The 18,366-nt window shown below is 57.1% G+C and carries 14 protein-coding genes; 8 read left to right on the top strand and 6 right to left on the bottom strand.

Annotated elements, in window-relative coordinates:
* Nucleotides 1-70 precede the first annotated feature (70 nt).
* Nucleotides 71-325 carry a hypothetical protein gene (locus A9K68_RS24185; protein WP_203546860.1) on the top strand — a complete coding sequence of 85 codons (255 nt, stop codon included), beginning with the start codon at nt 71-73 and terminating at the stop codon, nt 323-325.
* A gap of 233 nt (nt 326-558) precedes the next feature.
* Here A9K68_RS24185 and A9K68_RS24190 read toward each other — a convergent pair whose 3' ends face one another.
* Entirely contained in the window at nt 559-1,281 is a 723-nt protein-coding gene (locus A9K68_RS24190) for a Crp/Fnr family transcriptional regulator (RefSeq protein WP_082982214.1), read from the bottom strand.
* Between the two features lie 377 nt (nt 1,282-1,658).
* Here A9K68_RS24190 and A9K68_RS24195 point away from each other — a divergent pair, with 377 nt between their 5' ends.
* A complete protein-coding gene (locus A9K68_RS24195; RefSeq protein WP_163603064.1) occupies nt 1,659-3,026 on the top strand; it encodes an exopolysaccharide biosynthesis polyprenyl glycosylphosphotransferase in 1,368 nt (455 codons plus the stop codon).
* Nucleotides 3,027-3,397: 371 nt separating this feature from the next.
* Here the strand turns inward: A9K68_RS24195 and A9K68_RS24200 are convergent, their stop codons facing one another.
* From A9K68_RS24200 to A9K68_RS24220, 5 genes are all read right to left on the bottom strand, one after another.
* The gene (locus A9K68_RS24200) at nt 3,398-4,549 is read right to left on the bottom strand and encodes a glycosyltransferase (RefSeq protein WP_082982216.1); all 1,152 of its coding nucleotides are present in this window, start codon (nt 4,547-4,549) and stop codon (nt 3,398-3,400) included.
* Between the two features lie 259 nt (nt 4,550-4,808).
* Complete coding sequence (locus A9K68_RS24205; RefSeq protein ID WP_065006928.1) at nt 4,809-5,957, bottom strand: acyl-CoA dehydrogenase family protein; 1,149 nt, start codon at nt 5,955-5,957, stop codon at nt 4,809-4,811.
* Nucleotides 5,957-7,519, bottom strand: coding sequence for an amino acid adenylation domain-containing protein (locus tag A9K68_RS24210; protein ID WP_065006929.1), 1,563 nt, complete (start codon nt 7,517-7,519; stop codon nt 5,957-5,959). The genes A9K68_RS24205 and A9K68_RS24210 overlap by 1 nt, the downstream gene beginning before the upstream one ends.
* 8 nt (nt 7,520-7,527) lie before the next feature.
* A complete protein-coding gene (locus A9K68_RS24215; RefSeq protein WP_065006930.1) occupies nt 7,528-7,788 on the bottom strand; it encodes an acyl carrier protein in 261 nt (86 codons plus the stop codon).
* The gene (locus tag A9K68_RS24220) at nt 7,785-10,418 is read right to left on the bottom strand and encodes an SGNH/GDSL hydrolase family protein (RefSeq protein WP_065006931.1); all 2,634 of its coding nucleotides are present in this window, start codon (nt 10,416-10,418) and stop codon (nt 7,785-7,787) included. The genes A9K68_RS24215 and A9K68_RS24220 overlap by 4 nt, the downstream gene beginning before the upstream one ends.
* Nucleotides 10,419-10,707: 289 nt before the next feature.
* Here A9K68_RS24220 and A9K68_RS24225 point away from each other — a divergent pair, with 289 nt between their 5' ends.
* The 6 genes from A9K68_RS24225 (at nt 10,708) to A9K68_RS24250 (ending at nt 18,342) form a co-directional block, all read left to right on the top strand.
* Nucleotides 10,708-11,064: a hypothetical protein gene (locus A9K68_RS24225; protein ID WP_156768217.1), complete on the top strand. Its 357-nt coding sequence runs from the start codon at nt 10,708-10,710 to the stop codon at nt 11,062-11,064.
* A 49-nt stretch (nt 11,065-11,113) separates the two neighbouring features.
* On the top strand, nt 11,114-12,280 hold the full coding sequence (locus tag A9K68_RS24230) for a polysaccharide pyruvyl transferase family protein (protein WP_065006932.1): 1,167 nt from the start codon (nt 11,114-11,116) through the stop codon (nt 12,278-12,280).
* Nucleotides 12,281-12,305: 25 nt separating this feature from the next.
* Nucleotides 12,306-13,283: a nitroreductase family protein gene (locus A9K68_RS24235; protein ID WP_065006933.1), complete on the top strand. Its 978-nt coding sequence runs from the start codon at nt 12,306-12,308 to the stop codon at nt 13,281-13,283.
* Between the two features lie 471 nt (nt 13,284-13,754).
* A complete protein-coding gene (locus A9K68_RS24240; protein WP_163603066.1) occupies nt 13,755-15,107 on the top strand; it encodes a glycosyltransferase in 1,353 nt (450 codons plus the stop codon).
* Nucleotides 15,037-16,413 carry a glycosyltransferase gene (locus A9K68_RS24245; protein WP_163603067.1) on the top strand — a complete coding sequence of 459 codons (1,377 nt, stop codon included), beginning with the start codon at nt 15,037-15,039 and terminating at the stop codon, nt 16,411-16,413. Before A9K68_RS24240 ends, A9K68_RS24245 begins: the two co-directional genes overlap by 71 nt.
* 447 nt (nt 16,414-16,860) lie before the next feature.
* Entirely contained in the window at nt 16,861-18,342 is a 1,482-nt protein-coding gene (locus A9K68_RS24250) for a lipopolysaccharide biosynthesis protein (RefSeq protein WP_163603068.1), read from the top strand.
* Nucleotides 18,343-18,366 lie beyond the last annotated feature (24 nt).

Here is an 18,366-nt window from a genome sequence, read left to right on the forward strand (position 1 = left end):
CTGATCGTTATCTCTGTACCGACATGGTGATGAGGAGATGATAGCGTGGAACCAGGCTCAGATCTCGGACATGATCTTCACCCAACCTGTGATCCACGAGTTTGGCAATATCTCCGTGCCGACAACGCTGATCATCGGGGGCAAGGACCGTACAACCCCGGGCGGCAATCGTGCCAGCGCCGAGGTCGCGAAGACGCTCGGCCACTATCCAAAACTCGGACGCGCCGCAGCCGCGGCCATTCCGAGCGCGACGCTCGTAGAATTCCCAGAGCTTGGCCATTCACCACAGATGGGAAGCGATAAAGTAGCGGCCTCCGGACTTTAGCTGGATATTTAGGGACCCCGATTGTGTAGGTGAGTGAGGAACCTCCCGAACCGCCCGTCCCACGGCAGTGAGGGCGGTGTCTCGTTACCTACGAAGGCGCACATGTCCGGTGCGGCGACAGACGACGCCGACGTCAGGACTTTACCGAACGATCCGAGCACGACCGGCACCCCTTCCGGTTCATTAACTTCCCGGAGAATGGCGTGGAGATGCCCGAGCACACAGGAAAGGCATCATTGAACGGTCAAACGCGAGTAGCCAAGAGCAACAGACTCTAATGCGGTGCGATCGAGAATTGTCAGCGAGCCGTGGTCGTATTGGGTCAGATACCGCCGTTCCCATTCTCTCAGGCAACGATTCACTTTCGCGCGAGACGCCGGGATCATTGCCGCGAGGTCGGTCTGCGAAATGTGGATGCTCATAGCTCCATTCACGGCAGCCGTGCTGTGCGGGGTCTCAGTCAATCGCAAGAGCGTGCTCGCCAATCGAATGGATAGTGCACTGGACGCACTGTGGATCACTCGCTCTTGCGCGTCGTGCGTTGCTTGGCATAAGTACGGGATCACCTTCAGTGCGAGATCTGGGTGCTTGTCGAAGACACTAGCCATGAAAGCTGCTTCGATTTGGAGCAAGTCGCTGTCCACGACTGACGCAGCGTTCATGTTACTGTGTCGCGCGATGAACAATCTGGTCAAGTCGAAAGTGTCACCGGGACCAAGATCGGAAAAGATGAACTCTCGGCCGTCTGAGAGGGGTACACTAAGACGAACTTTTCCGTGAATTACGTAGTAAATATAACGCGGTATGTCCCCAAGGCGAGTTAAGACTTTATTCTTTGGAACCCTCCTTAGGATGGCTGCTTTCGCCATTTCACTAAGAGTATCTTGCCCAAATTGCCGAAATAAGCGTATTTTGTTCAGCTGTTTGACCCGAACCTCAGCGCCATTTTCTGCCATGGCTCTCTCTCCCTGATAGGGTAAGCGCCCCGGTCCCCTAAAGCGTTGCCTTGACCACCTCTTCAACGAGTCCGATTTCCGGTCCGTTCTCGCGCAGACGCGTTAAGGTAGAAAATATTAACACATTAGGATACGATAAAATAGCGACTCATCTGTGCCCGGGGTAACAGCGGCATGTCTCTGAGACATTTAAATCAAATCTAACCGACTGGATAACCCCCTCCTTATGGGATGGCGTGTGCCATGAGCCAGTAAGGAGAAGGGATGCAACAGGATTCGGGGGGTTCGTCTCTATGCGGCATGCACCAACCGAGGCGTCGCGTGCGCTCTGGAATCGAAGGGTAGAGCCGCTACGGCTTCCTGTGGGAGCAGTTTGCGTGTTTCTCGCAACTGCTGATTTCCTCCTTGGACAGACAATACTTCTTGCGTCAATTGAGCTCTACCATAGGGCCTTCGGCTTGACGTCGCCAGATATCTGGGATTCGATCTGCCTAAGTGTTACCGCCGGTCTGTTGCTGGTCGCATTCATGACCGCCAGGGGCGCCTACACGGTTAGTGGCATCCTGGACGATCACTGCAGGATTAAAACACTTATCAGCGGCTGGCTGTTTGTTTTCTTTTCAATTCTCTGGCTCGCCTTTCTCACGAAGACGACCTCGACGTTCTCGCGCGGCTCCTTGACGCTGGCGTTTGCGCTCGGATTCCCAACCCTGCTGCCTGGCCACGTGGTTCTAGCGCGTGGACTGAAACGGCTTCTGGCGGCTGAGAAACTCGTGTTGCGCACAGTTTATCTGTTTTACTCTGGCGTTCCTGGAAAGGAACAGGGGATAATCAACAAGCTTGGGCAACAGGGCATCGCGGTTTGTGGTGTTTCGAACATCGAGAACGATGATGGCACGATCGCGGCACGGTCGGTGCATGCCGCCGTCGCAGCTGCACAGGCTGCGTTCCGTAATGGCTCGTATGGGGCAGTTTATCTCTTTTGCTCTTGGGACCAGCGGAAGTTGATCGACCGCATCCTGGCGGAAATGTCCCGCCTCCCGCTGCCGATTTATCTTTTCGCCGACGCCTACATAGATAGAATTCTGGCTGGGAGCCCGCTGCACACCGGCTGGCAGCGAGCCTTCGAAGTCCAGCGTATCCCGTTGAGGCCTGCCGAACGCCTGCTCAAGCGGTTGTTCGACATTGCTGTTGCATCCCTGCTCCTGCTGTTCCTATGTCCGTTGATGGCGTTGGTCGCATGTGCCATAGCGCTTGAGAACGGTCGCCCTGTGCTGTTCCGGCAGACGCGACGAGGTTTCGGTGGTAAGCCGTTCAATATTTACAAATTCCGATCGATGACGGTGCAGGAGAACGGTACACAAATTCGCCAGGCGCAGCGTAATGATGCGCGGGTTACCCGACTCGGCCGAATATTGCGCCGGTCAAGCATCGACGAGCTGCCGCAATTATTCAACGTGCTTCGGGGGGAGATGTCCCTGGTGGGGCCACGGCCTCACGCCGTCGCTCACGACGACACCTATACTTTGGCCATTGCGAGTTATGCTTACCGTCATCATGTAAAGCCCGGTTTGACAGGCTGGGCTCAGATCAATGGCTTTCGAGGGGAAACGAAGGAACTCTGGAGGATGGAAAAACGCGTTGAGCACGACCTCTGGTATATAAAATCCTGGAGCATGCTTCTCGACATTAAGATAATTTGGAAAACTGCTCTACTGATCTTTTCGGATCGTAATGTCTATTGATGTATATAGCAGCTCTCAGGAAGCTAGATGGATACATTAAGTCCATCCTCCGACCGATTGAACGGATAATCTTGATTCTGATGCTTCGGGCGATCCCACCGCCAGCGAGTACATCGAGCCTCACAATCGGGTTCGCGCCGGTTCAGTGGCCGGACAGTGGCACATCTCGCAGGCTAAATTTAGCTCAATGCGAAAATCAACGCGACGCGGGGAGATGGTCGGAGCAAGGCATGACGGAACCTCAGCAAAAAGCCGGGGGCAGTCGGATCTTGCCATTCAACGGTTCAGGACAGACCACGGGCTCATTGCGGCGAACGGAAAGCAGGTTTGCTGGCGGCGCAGCTGCCTTCAACAAGAAAAATTGTGCAGTCCTATGAGCTTCCGCTCGACAGCATCCGGCTCTTGATTTCCTCTAGAATGTTGGTTGCGCGTGCGATGCGGCTGTACCTGGCCAGAAAGTCTGCCTTCGCCTGCTGACCAATCTGATCCCGAAGCGCCTTGTTTTCGCGCAGGCGCTTAAGAGCTTTGACCCAGTCGGACGGGTTGTCTGGCGACACCAGAACGCTGTTGACGCTATCCCTCAAAACTTCTCGTATAACTGACAGGTCGGAGGAAACTATGGGTTTGCCATGCGCCATATATTCGAAGAGCTTGAGCGGCGACATTCCCTCAGCGATATTTCGACCGCCGCCCTGGCCCTCTACATCTCTAAGATAAGGCGCGAGTACAACGTCCATTTCGGCCAAGTAGGCACATGTCGCGGCGTGAGGAACGTAGCCGTGAAACACTATGTTCGGGCATTTGGCCAGCTTCGATGTCCAATACTCTATATCGCCTGGTGTTCCCCCGACGATGTGAAATGTCGCCCAGCCGCATCGAGGCGCAATAGCGCTTATTATCTCCATGCCTTTTCCCTTATACAGATGTCCGACATAACCAACCTTGAACGTGCCGCTGAGGCTGCATGGCTCGACATTCGGCGGAACAGGATCCGCGCCATTGGGGGCGATGAGAAATTTTCCCGCATATTCAGGAAAGAGGCGGATGCTGTCGTCCCGCAGACGTTGCGACGTGACGACCAGCATACGGAATGCCTCTAGGCCTATCAGTTTGGCAAGGCGCTGACGCTGACGTCTGCTCAAACTGCCAATCGGGTCGTGAAGCTCAAAAACCGTCGTGAATCCGAAAAGTCCGGCAGAAACAAACGCTACAGTAGCCGAGCGTGTAAAGACTACATGCGGCCGCAGCCAGACCGCAGCAAGCAGCGCCAACACAGCAAAAAAAAGCTCCCGGCCGGGCACAGGCCAAAAGGGTACAGGGAGAACGCGGAATGGGAACTCGGTATCGAATCCATATTCGCGCGCGATCTTCTCATAATGATCCCGTGCATTCATGGAGGCGCGTGGAAGCGCTAGTAGGACCTCCGCTCCGGCAACCCGAAATGCACGGCACATCTTTGCGACTTGTACCGAATTGGCGGCCGGCGCCGGCACGTGCGCAGAATGTATATAGAAAAGCCGCATTCACATAGCCTCTCTTTCACGCGTCGCGGCTGGTCTAGTTCTTCGCCTCTGAGCCGCAAGTTCGGAGATCACGGGCTGGGCAGACGCACCCAAGTCGAACGACAAAAGCGCCCTCACCCCCAGTGGCTCCATGGCTTGCGATAGTACCACTCTCCGGTTGCCTTACCAAAATCGATCGTCGCCCTTTTCGCGAACTGAGGGCAGGCCCAGCGACAGCACACGCCGCCCCTTCACGGACAGATTCTGACCACAGCCGTCATCAAAGCCCCAGCCAGCCAGCAATAATGTTGCGCTGTATCTCAGAAGTTCCGGAATAGAGTTTGCTGCCGATCGCATCACGCACGGCACGTTCGACGTCGAATTCGCTCAAGAAACCATAGCCGCCGAAGACCTGGACGACATCGAGCGTGGTGCGAACTAGCGATTCGCTCACAAAGAGCTTCGAAACGGCGGCGTCGAGGGATACGGACTGGGAGCGCTCAAGGCCCCACGCCGCCTTGTAGACGAGCAGTCGGGCCGCCTCCACCTGCATCTTCATGTCGGCAATCTTATGGGCGACCGCCTGGTGCTTGGAGATGGCCTGGCCGGACTGACGTCGGGTCCGCGTATAGGCCACTGCCTTTTCCAGAAGCCGCTCCATGGTGCCTATATGACTGGCGAATAGGCACGCCCGCTCCCAGTCCATGCTATGAGCAAACAGCCTGGAGCCGCCGCCCACTCCACCGAGAACAGCGTTCTTCGAAACAAATACGTCCTCGAAGACAAGCTCCCCGATCGGAGACGTCCGCAGTCCCATTTTTTCGAACTTTTGCGCGACCAGATAGCCGGGCAGCGCGCGGTCCACGAGGAAGCTCGTGATGCCGCCGAAATACCCCTTGGCGCGGTCAGTGACAGCGAAGACGACGGCAACATCTGCCACCGGCCCATTGCTCACGAAGGTCTTCGTGCCGTTGATTAGAAAGCCATCGCCATGAGGCTCCGCCCGGGTTTGCATCGCAAATGCATCGGAGCCCGACTCCGGTTCGCTCATCGCATTGGCTGCGATCAAAGTGCCATCACAGAGCCCCGGAAGATATCGATTCTTCTGCTCTTCGGTGCCGAACTTCCAAATCGGCACCACGCAGGCCAGAAGGTGGGCGCAGATCGAGAAGACCAAGCCGGAATCCTCGCAGCCGTAGCCAAGCGCATCGATTGCAATGGCCGTGGACAGGGAATCGAGACCGGGTCCCCCGTAGGCCTGGGGGACTGGCAGGCCGGTCAGGCCCATCTGCGCGCAAGCCCCCCACAACTCGCGCTGGAATACTTGGTCTCGGTCGCGCTGCCTGACGTCTTTATTGAGCTTATCCTGCGCGAAGCGAAGGATCTGGCCACGCAGGATACGCTGCTCCTCGTTCAGCGCGAAATCCACTACTCCATCCTCATCAGATGCTGGTAGTCGATTTTATCTGTCGATGTCTTGGGAAGTAACTGCTGATGCGAGAACCAGTCCGGGGCCATGTAGGCCGGCAAGTTGTGGGCGCAGAACCGCTTCAGCTCGATGAGCGACAGCGCATGGCCGTCGCGCGAGGCATAGAACACCTTAATGGAGACGCCCGACTCCTCCGAGCGAGCGATCGCCGCCACCTCGGAGATCGCTGGATGGCGATAGAGCGCCGTCTCGATCTCGCCGAGTTCGATCCGATATCCCCGTCTCTTCACCATCCGGTCGCGTCGACCGCGGAAGGTGTAGACTCCGCCATCGCCTTCGATCACTACATCGCCGGTACGGTACCAGCGACCGCTTGAATCGACATGAAAAGCGGCGCTTGTTCGCTCAGGCATGTTCCAATAGCCCAGCATCACAGGAGCACCGCTGATTGCGAGTTCGCCTTCCTGGCCTCGCGGCACGTCGCGACCATTCGCATCGATCACGCGTGCCTTAACATGCGAGCAGGCGCGCCCGATCGGAAACGGCGCCGAGCGGTCTTCGGCGATCGTCTGCGGGATTTCGTAGTAGGTACAGACGTTGGTCTCGGTTGGGCCATAGAGATTCAGGTAGCGTGCGCGTGGGACCACAGCCTTTAGCCTGCGCAGATGCTTGACCGGAAAAACCTCGCCGGCAAATAGAATGAACCGAAGAGCGTGGTCGTCGCGAGCATCAAGGCTGCCGTGCTCGACCAAAAGCGTGAGTACGGAGGGCGTGGAATACCAGACGGTCAACCGCCGCTCGGCGATCACCGACGCCATCCGGGTCGGATTCTTGCCGAGCTCCTCACCGATGAGAAATACGGTCGCGCCGTGCTTCAGCGGTACGAAGATGTCGAGAATAGACAGGTCGAAGTGGAAAGGCGCATGGGAGGAGAAGCGGTCGTTCTCGTCAGGGGCGAGGATATCGGAACACCAGTCCACGTAGCTCGAGCCATTGCGATGCGTTAGCATCACGCCCTTCGGCTGGCCGGTCGAGCCCGAAGTGTAAAGCACGTAAGCGAGGTTGTCCGGCCCCGACCGCGCCGATTCGTCCACCACCGCCAAGCCGTCGGCCTCCACGCGAGCCAGGTACGTCGCGAGCGGCGAGGGACCGTCGGACCAGTCGAGCGGTAAGAGACAAGGTTCCGCAGCCAAGCGCGCCAACTCACAGCGCAAAGTTTCGGCTCGGGACGCCTCCACGAAAATCGCGCGCACGCCGCAGTCGTTAAATATGAACGCGTTACGCGCAGGCGGCGCCAGAGAGTCGACGGGCACATAGGCTGCGCCCACCTTCAAGATGCCGAACAGAACAGCGAGCGAGGCGATCGATTTTGGAAGGCAAATGCCGACGCGGTCCGCCGGCCGGACGCCGATCCGACGCAGATGGTCGCGGACTTGGTCCGACAGCGCGTCGAGCTCGCCGTAGGTGATGTGCCGCCCAGAGCTCGCCTCGACAGCGGCGCACCTCTGGGGATACCGCCTCGCGCTCTGTTCCAGATACTCGTGTAAGGCAGCGACCGTCATGGCGAACTCTATGTGGACGCCTGCTTCGACTGGACGAAATTGGCAATTTGGGTGATGGAGTTCAGGTTCTCCGGGACGAGTTCGTCAGGGGCGATTTCGATACCGCAGGATTTTTCCAGGTAGGCAACGAGCTTAAGCGTCGCCAACGAGTCGAGAATGCCGTCAGTTATCAGCTCCGTTGAATCCGTCAGATTCTCCGGCCTTTCACCGGGCAGAAATTCCTTCAATATGAAATCCCTGGCCATCGTCCTGATCTGGATCGCGTTCATCGGTCCTCCTTTGGCGGAGCAACCGCCAGGTTCAGGGGAATTAGATCCTGGTGTTGCTGCAGGACCTCGTAAAGCTTTTCCGCGATGAGCCTATGGCCGGTGGCGTTTGGGTGTTTGTCCCAAGGTGCCACAAGAAGGGTCCGCCAATCATACCCGTCATACACACCGGAAAGATCGAGAACGTTGAATCCAGCCTCGGCAGCGAGGCGCCTCTCCAACTCGGGACTGGTCCTCTCGTCCGGCCTGGGAAGATAGATCCAAGAGACCCCAACATCTTCTCGCTTCGCGGTTTCGACGATTCGAGAATAGATCACACGCAGAAGTCTTTCCTCGTGGCGATTGAGCTCTCTTGTAAGCACGTCGGGGTCGGTGCTGGTATCTATTCCGCTTTCGCGTACAATGTCGCGCGCAAAGTCGTAGCGATATGCGGAGCCATTCTGGATTGCTTTCACGAACTTCTCTATCATTCGCGGAACAAGCCCGCTGTGCTCAAAGTAGAAAATGTAATTTGGTTTGAATGAAAGCACCCGATCCTCGATGATGGCCAGTATGTCCAGGCTGGAATAATCCCCGATGGCAAAGTTCAACACGTCGTAGTGTCGATACCCGCTGTCGGCCGCCTGTTCATTCAGCCGCTGCTCCAGCAGGCCCTCGAAAGTCTCCTCATCCGCGACGCCCGCACCGAAGACGTGCGAAGAGCCGACGATTGCTATTCGCAGGGTGCCGGGAGAAGGAAGCTTTTCGTAGTCCTTATCGCGCATGCCCCAGCGGTTGATGTGGACCCGCGTTCCCTTAAAGTCTGCCTGGGAGATCGGACGCAGATAGGTCGTGGGAAGCGCACCCGTGAACTCGATCAGCGGCGACTCGTTTAACCCTTCCCATCCGTCGGGTGGTCGTTGGCCATAGACAACCCAGAGTTCTGGGTTAAATGCGCCGACATTGACGAGGTTCTCGTAGTAGCCGCGCTCCAGGTTCGCGTTGTCGCGGCTATTCAGGTTCGGCGCTCTAATGTCGGCCATTGCGGTGCTGACCGTCTCGCCGAGGCGATCGCGAACGCCGGGGAGCGAGATGCAAACCGCGATCAATCCGCAGACACCGACCGACGCAACCGACCGCCGGAAACTGTACTGCCGGTCGGCGATGCCCCGCGCGAGCGCAAGGGCAGGAATGCCAATGATGGCTGCTACCGTAAGCAGCACGAGGGCGGGCGTTGTTTTGCTAGGGCCTTCCACGCCCACGGTTTCGAAGACCGACAACCATTGCGGGACCGAGCTCGCGCTCCAAAACGACCAAAGGAGGCAGATGACGACGAACACGCCGATGGTCCGGCCAGCAGTTTGCAGCGCACCGTTCCAGCTGAGTGCCCCGCCACGCAGGCGCCGCGCGCGACCGTGCCGCATTTCATAGAGGGCGTTGACCGTCACGAGCACGGCCAGGATCATCCAGAAGAGGAAGTCGTTCCAGGTGAATACCCAGGTGCCACGCAACCAGAACCACTGATAATTGTGCAGCAGCCAGGTCGCGAGGAACGCCAGGAGGGTCGCGCTGACAACCGCTACACTCTCTCCCCAGCGTCGAAAACGAAAATAAAGGGGATAGTACACAATCTTCATTATGAAGTCCTTCCAATATATGTTTATTCGACGCCAGAAATCTGTAAAGCTTGAGGAAAGGAAGTAAAGATTGTGGGTTTCTGGAAGATTGAACCCAAATAAACGCAGCATACCCGTGATTATGTGAAAAGTTCCTGAAACCTTCAAATAAAGTAAAAATGGCCATATGATGAATTGCAAAAGATCAATCTGATTGTGTACGTCCGCAGCATCGATAACAAATCGCTGATATACTACGCGGTAGCATATCAAATGGACAGCGCCGCGAAACATCCACTGAATGCCCGTTTGATAGATGTAGTGCCGGTCAGCATTGTAGTAGCTGCTGCGGAAAGTTCTAAAATCTACGACCGGAAAGAGCGGGAAGCACACGTTCGGCAACATGAAAAAATACGCGAGACGTTCCGAAACCGTCGCCATCCTCTGGTCACGCCGCATTTCGTACGCATAGACAATGAGACGGAACATGAACATGGAAGCGAGCACGGGCCAGGCGGCGCCCGTCCACGGGGTCGCAATCCAGTCCATTCGTGCGGCGGCGAGCCCGCAACCGGCGCCAACCAGCGCCAGCACTCTCCATCCAAAAGCGATCGGTAGGTGGACAATGCCGATCAGTACGAGCCCAATGGCGGCGATCCAGGCGGCATCGATGAGACCCTCAAATCTCCAGTGGTGCCAGTTGGGCCCAAGGTTCGCGAAGACTGCGGCGATAGCCGCGAACGAGAGCAGCACGAAAAACGGCAGCCGGTAACGCTTTGGCAGGAAGTAGTGCACGCACCAGCCGGCGAGGGCAACGAGCAGGACGCGGACAAGCGCATCAGTCTCGAGCCTGAGGAGATAGACCAGCGCGATGAAGAGGGCCAGCTCGCCGGCTATGGCGAACCAAGCCAGGATGCTTCTCGACTCAGTCCCCGTTGGATCCGCCGACCAGGGAAGAGACAATGTCTTGATCCAATGCACGCTCGCGCGCCTCAACCAGCTGCCGGCGGACATCGACAAGAAGTAGCTTTGGGGCATGCGAAAGATCCGCAAGCTGCTGGTTCTCCCCTCCCATGACTCCCATCTCCTGACGGGTAAGCGCCCGGTCCTTGGAGCGTTGCCTTGACTTCTTTGAACGAGTCTGGTTCCGCGCAAACGCAGAAGTTCCAGTACATAATTTATCACGATAAAATCGCTCCGCTGTGCCCGAGGTAACAGCGACCCGTCTCTAAGTCGCTTAAATCCAGCCAGCTAAATCTGACCGATTGAAAGCCGATTCCGAATGGGATCGATCTGCCCCGCAATCCGCGCCGCGAGCCGAACGCCGATGGCAGTCGACGCTCTATCTGCCTTGGCCATCTTAGTCCGGAACGCTCGGGCACATGATCGACGAGTTCGCGGCACCTCCCGCCGAGGCAAAGGCGCAACTCACCATACTGGGCGATGGCAATGCCGCGCCACTCTCGAGGAACAGGCGGCCCGGCTGGGCCTTTCCGGCAGGGTCACTTTCGCTGGCTCGGTCGAAAATGTTATTCCATCCCTGTGGGAGGCTGAATTCTATCTTTCCACCTCGGTGTCGGAAGGTATGTCAAAGTCAAACGCTCCTGAAAACAGCCTCTATTCCTTGAAGATCGTTAAATACAACTCGGCCGAGGAGGCAATTGTTGCCTACGTACTGGTGTGATACTTTACTTGACGGGACAACTTGCCGTTGATAGCAATGGACCTGCTAAATGTTGATTGGCACACTAACTTTGCACACCGGTTACAACGAGGGGGCGCAGCTTCAGAGCCTCGCCCTCCAACGCTGCATTTCGGACCTGCGTCCCGGCTCGCCGGCGGAGATCGTGGACCACCGCTATCCAAGACGACTGGAGACTGGCTATGGGCCGGCGACAAACGCACGCCAGCGAACGCTTGCCGCCTTCGCCGATGGACTGATGCTCAGCCCCAAGAGGTTCTACTCGGAGGATAGGTCACCAACGTTTCGCTACGTAAGCGACCGCTATGATGCGGTTGTGGTGGGTAGCGATGAGGTTTGGAAGATCGACTACGTCTCCCGTCTCGGTGGGCTGATCAAGCTTCAGACCAACCCACTATGTCCCCCATTTCCCAATGTCTACTGGCCAGAAGTGGCGTGCTCGAAGATAGCATATGCGGCGAGCACCGGCAGCAGCACCAAATGGACCGAAATGCCGCGCCGCAATCGATACTTGATGGCCAAATGCCTGAACGAATTTGTCGCGATCGGCGTGCGGGACGAGCGGACACATGAGATGGTCCTTTGGGCAGATCCAAGCCTCGCGGATCGTGTGACATTGACCCCAGACCCGACAGTCACTCACGATCTAACTTCGAATGCCACTCATGAAAGCCTGCGCGTAAAGCTGGCTTCCTGGGGCGTCGATTTCAATCGGCCTCGGGCGTTGGTGATAGCCGGCCAGCACGAGCTCTATGCAGAGGCCACGACCTCTCTGCGGGCGCGCGGCGTCCAGATTGTATCGGTCTCGGATCGCAATCACCTCGCAGACATCGATCTCACCGAAAAGCCTATAAATCCCCTCGAGTGGGCAAATCTGGCATCACAATTCTCCTACTGCTTGTCAGAGCGCATGCATGGGGCACTATTTGCTCTGCGGAACCGGTGCCCGTTAATTTGCCTGGACAGTCGGCGACCCGCCATCGGCTTCCCCACTAAGAATGAAGCTTTGATGACGCTGATGGGCATTCCCTCTCAGTACGTGTGTATTCACCGCAAGGGTGCCAGGGACAATTTGCTGGACATGTGCGAAAACCTCGGAAAACTTGTTCCCGACTACATGAAGCTAGACAACCGGTTCCGCGAACTAGCTGAGATTGGCCGTACGTTTCTGGACAGGGCCCTGCCTGCGGCCAAGTAAAATAACAAATCAATATGTTAGAAAAATGCTTCGAAAGCTGCAAATTCTTCTGTCTACTCAAGCGAAGGTAATCATCTCCTACGTGTATGACGTTGGAAATTACCTACGTTACAACGGGGATTCGCTGCTGGTTCCAAAGAAAGAGCGGCTATATTACCGAATAATCGTGGACGCTCACTCGATTGAGAAGGGCCTTTCTCTAAAGGACAGGAGGCCCGGTTTTGGCCAGGAAAAAATCAAGCGACTTATGAATGAGGTGTCCTCCTACGACACCTCGCTAGGGGCGTTTCCGCTTGAAATGGCTGTCGGCGCACTTCGCGCCTACGTTGACCTTCATCCACCAGGAGAGCCTGAGCAGCCCTTTGTTGAGAAAGTTCGTCAATTCGTCGAGCGTTTCAATGGGCTTGATGGAGTCGCCTTGACCGGCGGGGTTCAAAGCGCCGTTCTGCCAATTGGGGGGCCAGCCCTCACACTCCTGGAAGGACTTCAGTGTCGTCGCTCGGTTAGATACTTTGACGAACAATTAATAGATCGCACCACATTGCTGGAGTTGGTACGCTTGGCGCAAGGTGCGCCATCCCAATGCAACAGGCAGGCGACAAGAGTATACCTCTACCAGGGCCGTCATCAAATCGATCAGATACTCGCCCTGCAGGGCGGGGCGCGAGGCTTTTCACAGTCCATATCAAACCTGGCCATTGTCACGTCAGACACAAGGGCCTGGCGAGGAAGCAATCAACGAAACCAGATTTATGTCGATGGTGCGCTGTTCCTAATGCATTTCCTGTTGGCCGCGGAGGCACTTCGGCTCGTGGCTTGCCCACTCAATCTTGCGGTCGATAGTCGAGTTGAACGGCAAATTCGTGACGTAGGTCGAATTCGAGCAGGCGAGAGATTGATTGCATGTGTCGCCCTTGGCCGTATGGCAGGTACTGCCATCAGATTTGCCAGGTCGCCGCGCAGGCCGATTGATGAGGTGGTCTCGTTTGTAACCGAGGAGTAAGTCTCCGCTGGCACTTGCAGAGCGATCGAACCAAGCTGGCTTCTCGGGGAGGGACAATGTCTTGATCGACTGCCCGCTCGCGCGCCTCAACCAGCTGCCGCCGCACATCGACAATAAGTAACGTGGAGCACGCGAAAAAATCCGCAAGCTGCGGGTCCGGCCCCTCCCATAGGCCCTTAAAGCCTTGCCTCCACTACCTTTTTGAACGAGTCCGGTTCCGATCCGATTTCGCGCAAACGCGGTGAGGCAGAAGTATTGGTACAAGGTATACCACAAAATAATCACTCCGCTGTGCCCGGGGTAACAGCGGCAGTTCTCTGAGACGTTTAAATCCAACAAGTTAGATCTGATCGACTGGAAGCCGTTGGAATAACCCTCCTTACGGACTGTATGTGCCATGGCCCAAGAAGGAAGGGCACACTTAGGATTCGGGGTTCATCTCCATACGGCATGCACCCACCGGGGCGTGGCATGTCACTCCAATGCAGTAGCGCCGATATCGGGACGCATGGACCAAAAGCGCGGCTGGGCGTGGGAACGCACCCAACGAATAAATTCAGCGCGATCGGTGCGGCGATAGCACAGGACGCGGAAGGCAAGATTGACTTGGGGCGTCGACTGCGTATCGCTCATGTCATTACCCGTCTCATCAATGGCGGTGCTGATGAGAACACTGTCCATTCCTGCAATTGGGCCGCGCAAGGGGGGCATGATGTTGTCCTGCTACATGGCGAGACGGTCCAGCCGGAAATCATAGCTAAAGTGGACCCGCGGGTGGAACTCATTGGCGTCCCGGGCCTGACTCGGTCCATTTCGCCTGTCTCCGACATGCGGGCATTGTTGGCGCTCACCCGGAAATTCCGCGCCTTGAATGCCGACATCGTGCATACGCACACCAGCAAGGCAGGCATTCTCGGGCGGCTCGCCGCATGGGCGGCGGGAGTTCCAGCGATCGTTCATGGCGTGCATATCGTGCCTTTTGTCAATGTCGGCGTCGCCGAGCGGTTTGCTTATCTCGCCTTGGAAAGACTGGCAGCGCCAGTCACCAGTGCGTTCATCAGTGTGAGCGAGGGCATCCGCGACTTATGCTTGAGCGCAGGAGTGGGACATCCAGACAAACATTATGTCGTCCATTCCGGATTCGATCTCGATCGTTTTCGCAACGCCGGTCCGCCCGACCGTTGGCGCGATTTGTTGCGCTTGACCCCGGACGCGCCGCGCCCGTCCGTGCTCTTGATGATCGCGGCTTTCGAGCCACGCAAGCGACACACGGAATTTCTGGACGCTTTCAACAAAGTCGCCGTCCGGTTACCCGACGCGGTGCTTGTGCTCGCGGGCGACGGGCCGCTTCGCTCGACCGTGGAATCGCGGGCCAAGCGGCTTGGGCTCGAACGACAAGTGGTCTTTACCGGTTATCGGGACGACCCCGAGCGGCTGATCGCGCTCGCGGATCTCTGCCTGCTCTGTTCCATGCGGGAGGGATTGCCCCGGGTGGTCATGCAATATCTCGCCGGCGGCAAACCCTGCGTCGCTTGCGATCTGCCAGGTCTTCGCGAAGTGCTCCGCCCTGGTATCAACGGTGTGATTACACCCGCGGACGATTTGGCAGCCATGGCCGACGCCATTGCCGCCCTCCTGGAGGATCGTGCAAGACTGGCCTGCCTCGCCCAAGGTGCCGCCGCGGCGACGGATCTTTCGAACTGGGACGTCAAGCTGATGGGCAAGCGGACCGATGCCATTTACCGCGAGGCTCTTGACCAGCATCGGGCAAGCAAGGGAGTATCAACAATACCTCCTGTCCGAAATGTGGCGGTCCCGCGATGAACGGGTGCAGCCTGTGCGTTTGACGGTGATCGGGCAGCTTGCCGGATTGGTTAGCGGTGTATACTTTTCCGGTTTCGGGGATGAGGTGGAGTGCGCCGATCTGGACGACAAGGGGATCGATGCGCCGAAAGGCTTACGTGTTCTGCTCGTGCTCCCAACCTATTTTCCTGAGTCATATGGCGGCGGCGAACAACAGGCGCGGCGATTTGCTCGGGCGCTGGTTGAAAGCGGAGTTTCAGCAACCATTCTGGCACCCAGACTGTCGCACTCGACCCCGAAACTGTCCGCCATCGACGGGGTGCCTATCCATCGCCTTCGTTTGCGCGCGGCTCCGTATTTGGGCGGGCGGCATATGCTGTCGTTCCTGTCGTGGTCTGTCCAGGTTGTGATCTGGATGCTGCGCCGCCGCGACGAATTCGATGTCGTACATATCATCCATGCCCGACTTCACGCTGTTCCGGCGGCATTGGCAGGAGCCCTCCTGCGCAAACCGGTTCTCGCAAAATTGGGGCGGGGCGGACGGTGTTTCGATCTCGACGTTGTGCGCGAAAAGAAAATCATCGGTCGCTGGGCGTCCGCCTTGATTAAACGTCACGTCACGGCCTTTATCGCCAATAGCTGCCAAATCGCTGGTGATCTGAAGAGACGTGGCATCGGCGCGGATCGCATTCATATGATTCCGAATGGGATCGATCTGCCCCGCAAGCCGCACCGCGAGCCGAACGCCGATGGCAGCCGACGCTTTATCTGCCTTGGCCGCCTCGATCCGGAAAAATGCCTCGAGCGCATGATCGATGCGTTCGCGGCACTTCCCGCCGACGCAAAGGCGCAACTCACCATCCTGGGCGATGGCCAGTGCCGCGCCGCGCTCGAGGAACAGGCGGCCCGGTTGGGCCTTTCCGGCAGGGTCACATTCGCTGGGGCGGTCGAAGATGTGTTTCCCTTTCTGTGGGAGGCTGATTTCTATCTTTCCACCTCGGCGTCGGAAGGCATGTCAAACGCACTGCTCGAGGCCATGAGTTGCGGCGTGGTCCCTATCATCACCGATGTCAGCGGTGCGTCCGACGTTGTGGAGCATGAGCGCAGCGGCTTTGTGGCTCGCTCGCAGGTGGAGTATTGCGGACTCCTTCGTCGCGCACTCGGCCTATCGGAGGCCAAGCGCGATGACATGGGAGAGCAAGCAGTGAAAACCATCGCAATGCGCTTCAGCATGGAGAGGGCTGCCCAAGAGCAAATGAAGCTCTACGCGGCTCTTCTCAAGGAAGGGACCTCTTCGCTCCGCGTCCAGAGTGTGAATCGCACATGAAACTCATCCTTTGCGCGTGGCAGCGGCATCCGCAGATTGTTGTTGAAGGCAACAAGACCGGGTTCAGTGAGCGGCTGCCGCCTCTGCGTTTGAATGGGGGCAAGGAGTTGCCGCCGAGGAAACGAACGAGATGAGGCTCATCCTCCAATATTGGTACCCCAAGCGGGAAAAACACCGGACTACCACCGCTATCTATCGGTTTGACGGGATGTTTTCGGGCGTAGCGCTGAAGAGCTGCGAATGCCATCATGAAGTGGCTTAGGCGCAGATGGACCTCCGGCTGGAGCGTGTTTTCAAGCGGATGGCGTCCATAGCGCGTCGGCGATTGCTTTCTGTCGTTGGCGCTTGAAATGGTGCGCGCCACTGGGATGCACAGGATGCTTGTCATTGCATTGAGCCGTTCTCAAGTAGTTGAGTGCATTGTTCTCAGTCACGAGTGGTAGGCGCGTGAACGAAAACCGGAACTTGACAGGCGAGGCTGCCCGGGGACTTTCCTGGTCGGGCACAACTCTGCTGGCCCGAATCTTATTGCATGTCCTGGTCACGGCCGTTCTCGCGCGCCTGCTCTCCCCCCGAGAGTACGGCATTGTCGGCGCTGCGATGATCATAGCAGCCATCGGCAATAACCTTGCCAATCTCGGCATGTCGCAAGTCGTGGTCCAGCGACGGGACATCGAGGAGCGCCATGTCGGAACCGTAGTTTCCTTGTCCATGATGATGGCTGCCATTCTCGGCTTGCTTCAATGGGTGTTTGCACGGCAGATTGCCGATTTTCTTCGTGTGCCGGAATTGGTCCTCGTTTCGCGCGTCCTTGCGGTGATGATGGTCGCGAACGCGTTCAATCTGACCGTCGAGGCCATTTTGTCGCGGCACCTGAAATTCAAAATATCCTCCATCGCGAGGCTGGTCGCATGGATTGCTTCCCACGTCGGCCTAGCCATTCCGCTTGCCTATTTTGGGCTCAGCTATTGGGCCTTGGTGGTCGCGTACATGGCCGAGGCCTTCATCCTGGCCAGCATCTATTTTTTCATTGCCAGGGACTATCTCGTGAGTCCCCGTTTCGACATGCAGTCCTACCGCGATATCCGCAGCCAGAGCCTGGGCTATTCGCTGGCCGGTGTATCGAGCTTCACCGCCAAATATATAGACAATATAATTGTGGCACGGTTGATCGGTACTGCAGAGCTTGGCATTTACTCGCGAGCATATTATCTGATCGCGATGCCGGCAAATCTGTTTGGTAATCTGAACAAGAGCGTCGTTTTCCCACTTCTGTCGAAGGTTCATCACGACAAGGCGCGACTACGCAGCGCTCAGCTCAAGGCGTATGCCTTGACTGCTGCGCTCTCTATACCGACCAGCGCGTTTCTATGCTGTTTTGCAAAAGAGGTTGTGCTGACTGTCCTCGGCGAAAAGTGGATGGATGCCGTCGTTCCTATTTCCGTGTTCTCTGTAGTAATGTATTTCCGCCTAGGTTATAGAGTTTCCGGAGCCGTGATGCTTGCGACAGGCCAAAGTTACCAAACAGCCTTCATGGCGTTCGTTTATATGGCCCTTGTTGCTTCATTCGCATTGCTCTCAGCGCCCTACGGCGTGAATGCGGTGGCCTTTGCAGTGTCCGGCGCCATCGCGACGAGTTTCATCCTTTATGCGGCGGTCGGTTGTCGGATGACAGGATTATCAGCTCTGGATTTCGCGCTCGTCCATGTGCCGCCTGTCGCATTCGCCGCTGCGGTGTTCGCCACCGGCTCGGCGGTCAAAATGCTGCTTGCCGGATCGCCCGACTATCTTGTGCTCGCGACCGGGCTTTTCGTTATAGGTACATTGTCCGTTGTCACTGTCTATCTGAGAGCGTCGCTCCTCTTCGGGAAATATGGCGCGGAAGTTCTGCAAACGCTAACATCCAAGCACACAAACCGACTGCATTAGATTTGCATGGCCCCACAATACCTG

It is taken from the genome of Mesorhizobium sp. AA22 (assembly GCF_001672375.2).
GTDB classification, from domain to species: Bacteria; Pseudomonadota; Alphaproteobacteria; order Rhizobiales; family Rhizobiaceae; genus Mesorhizobium; species Mesorhizobium wenxiniae.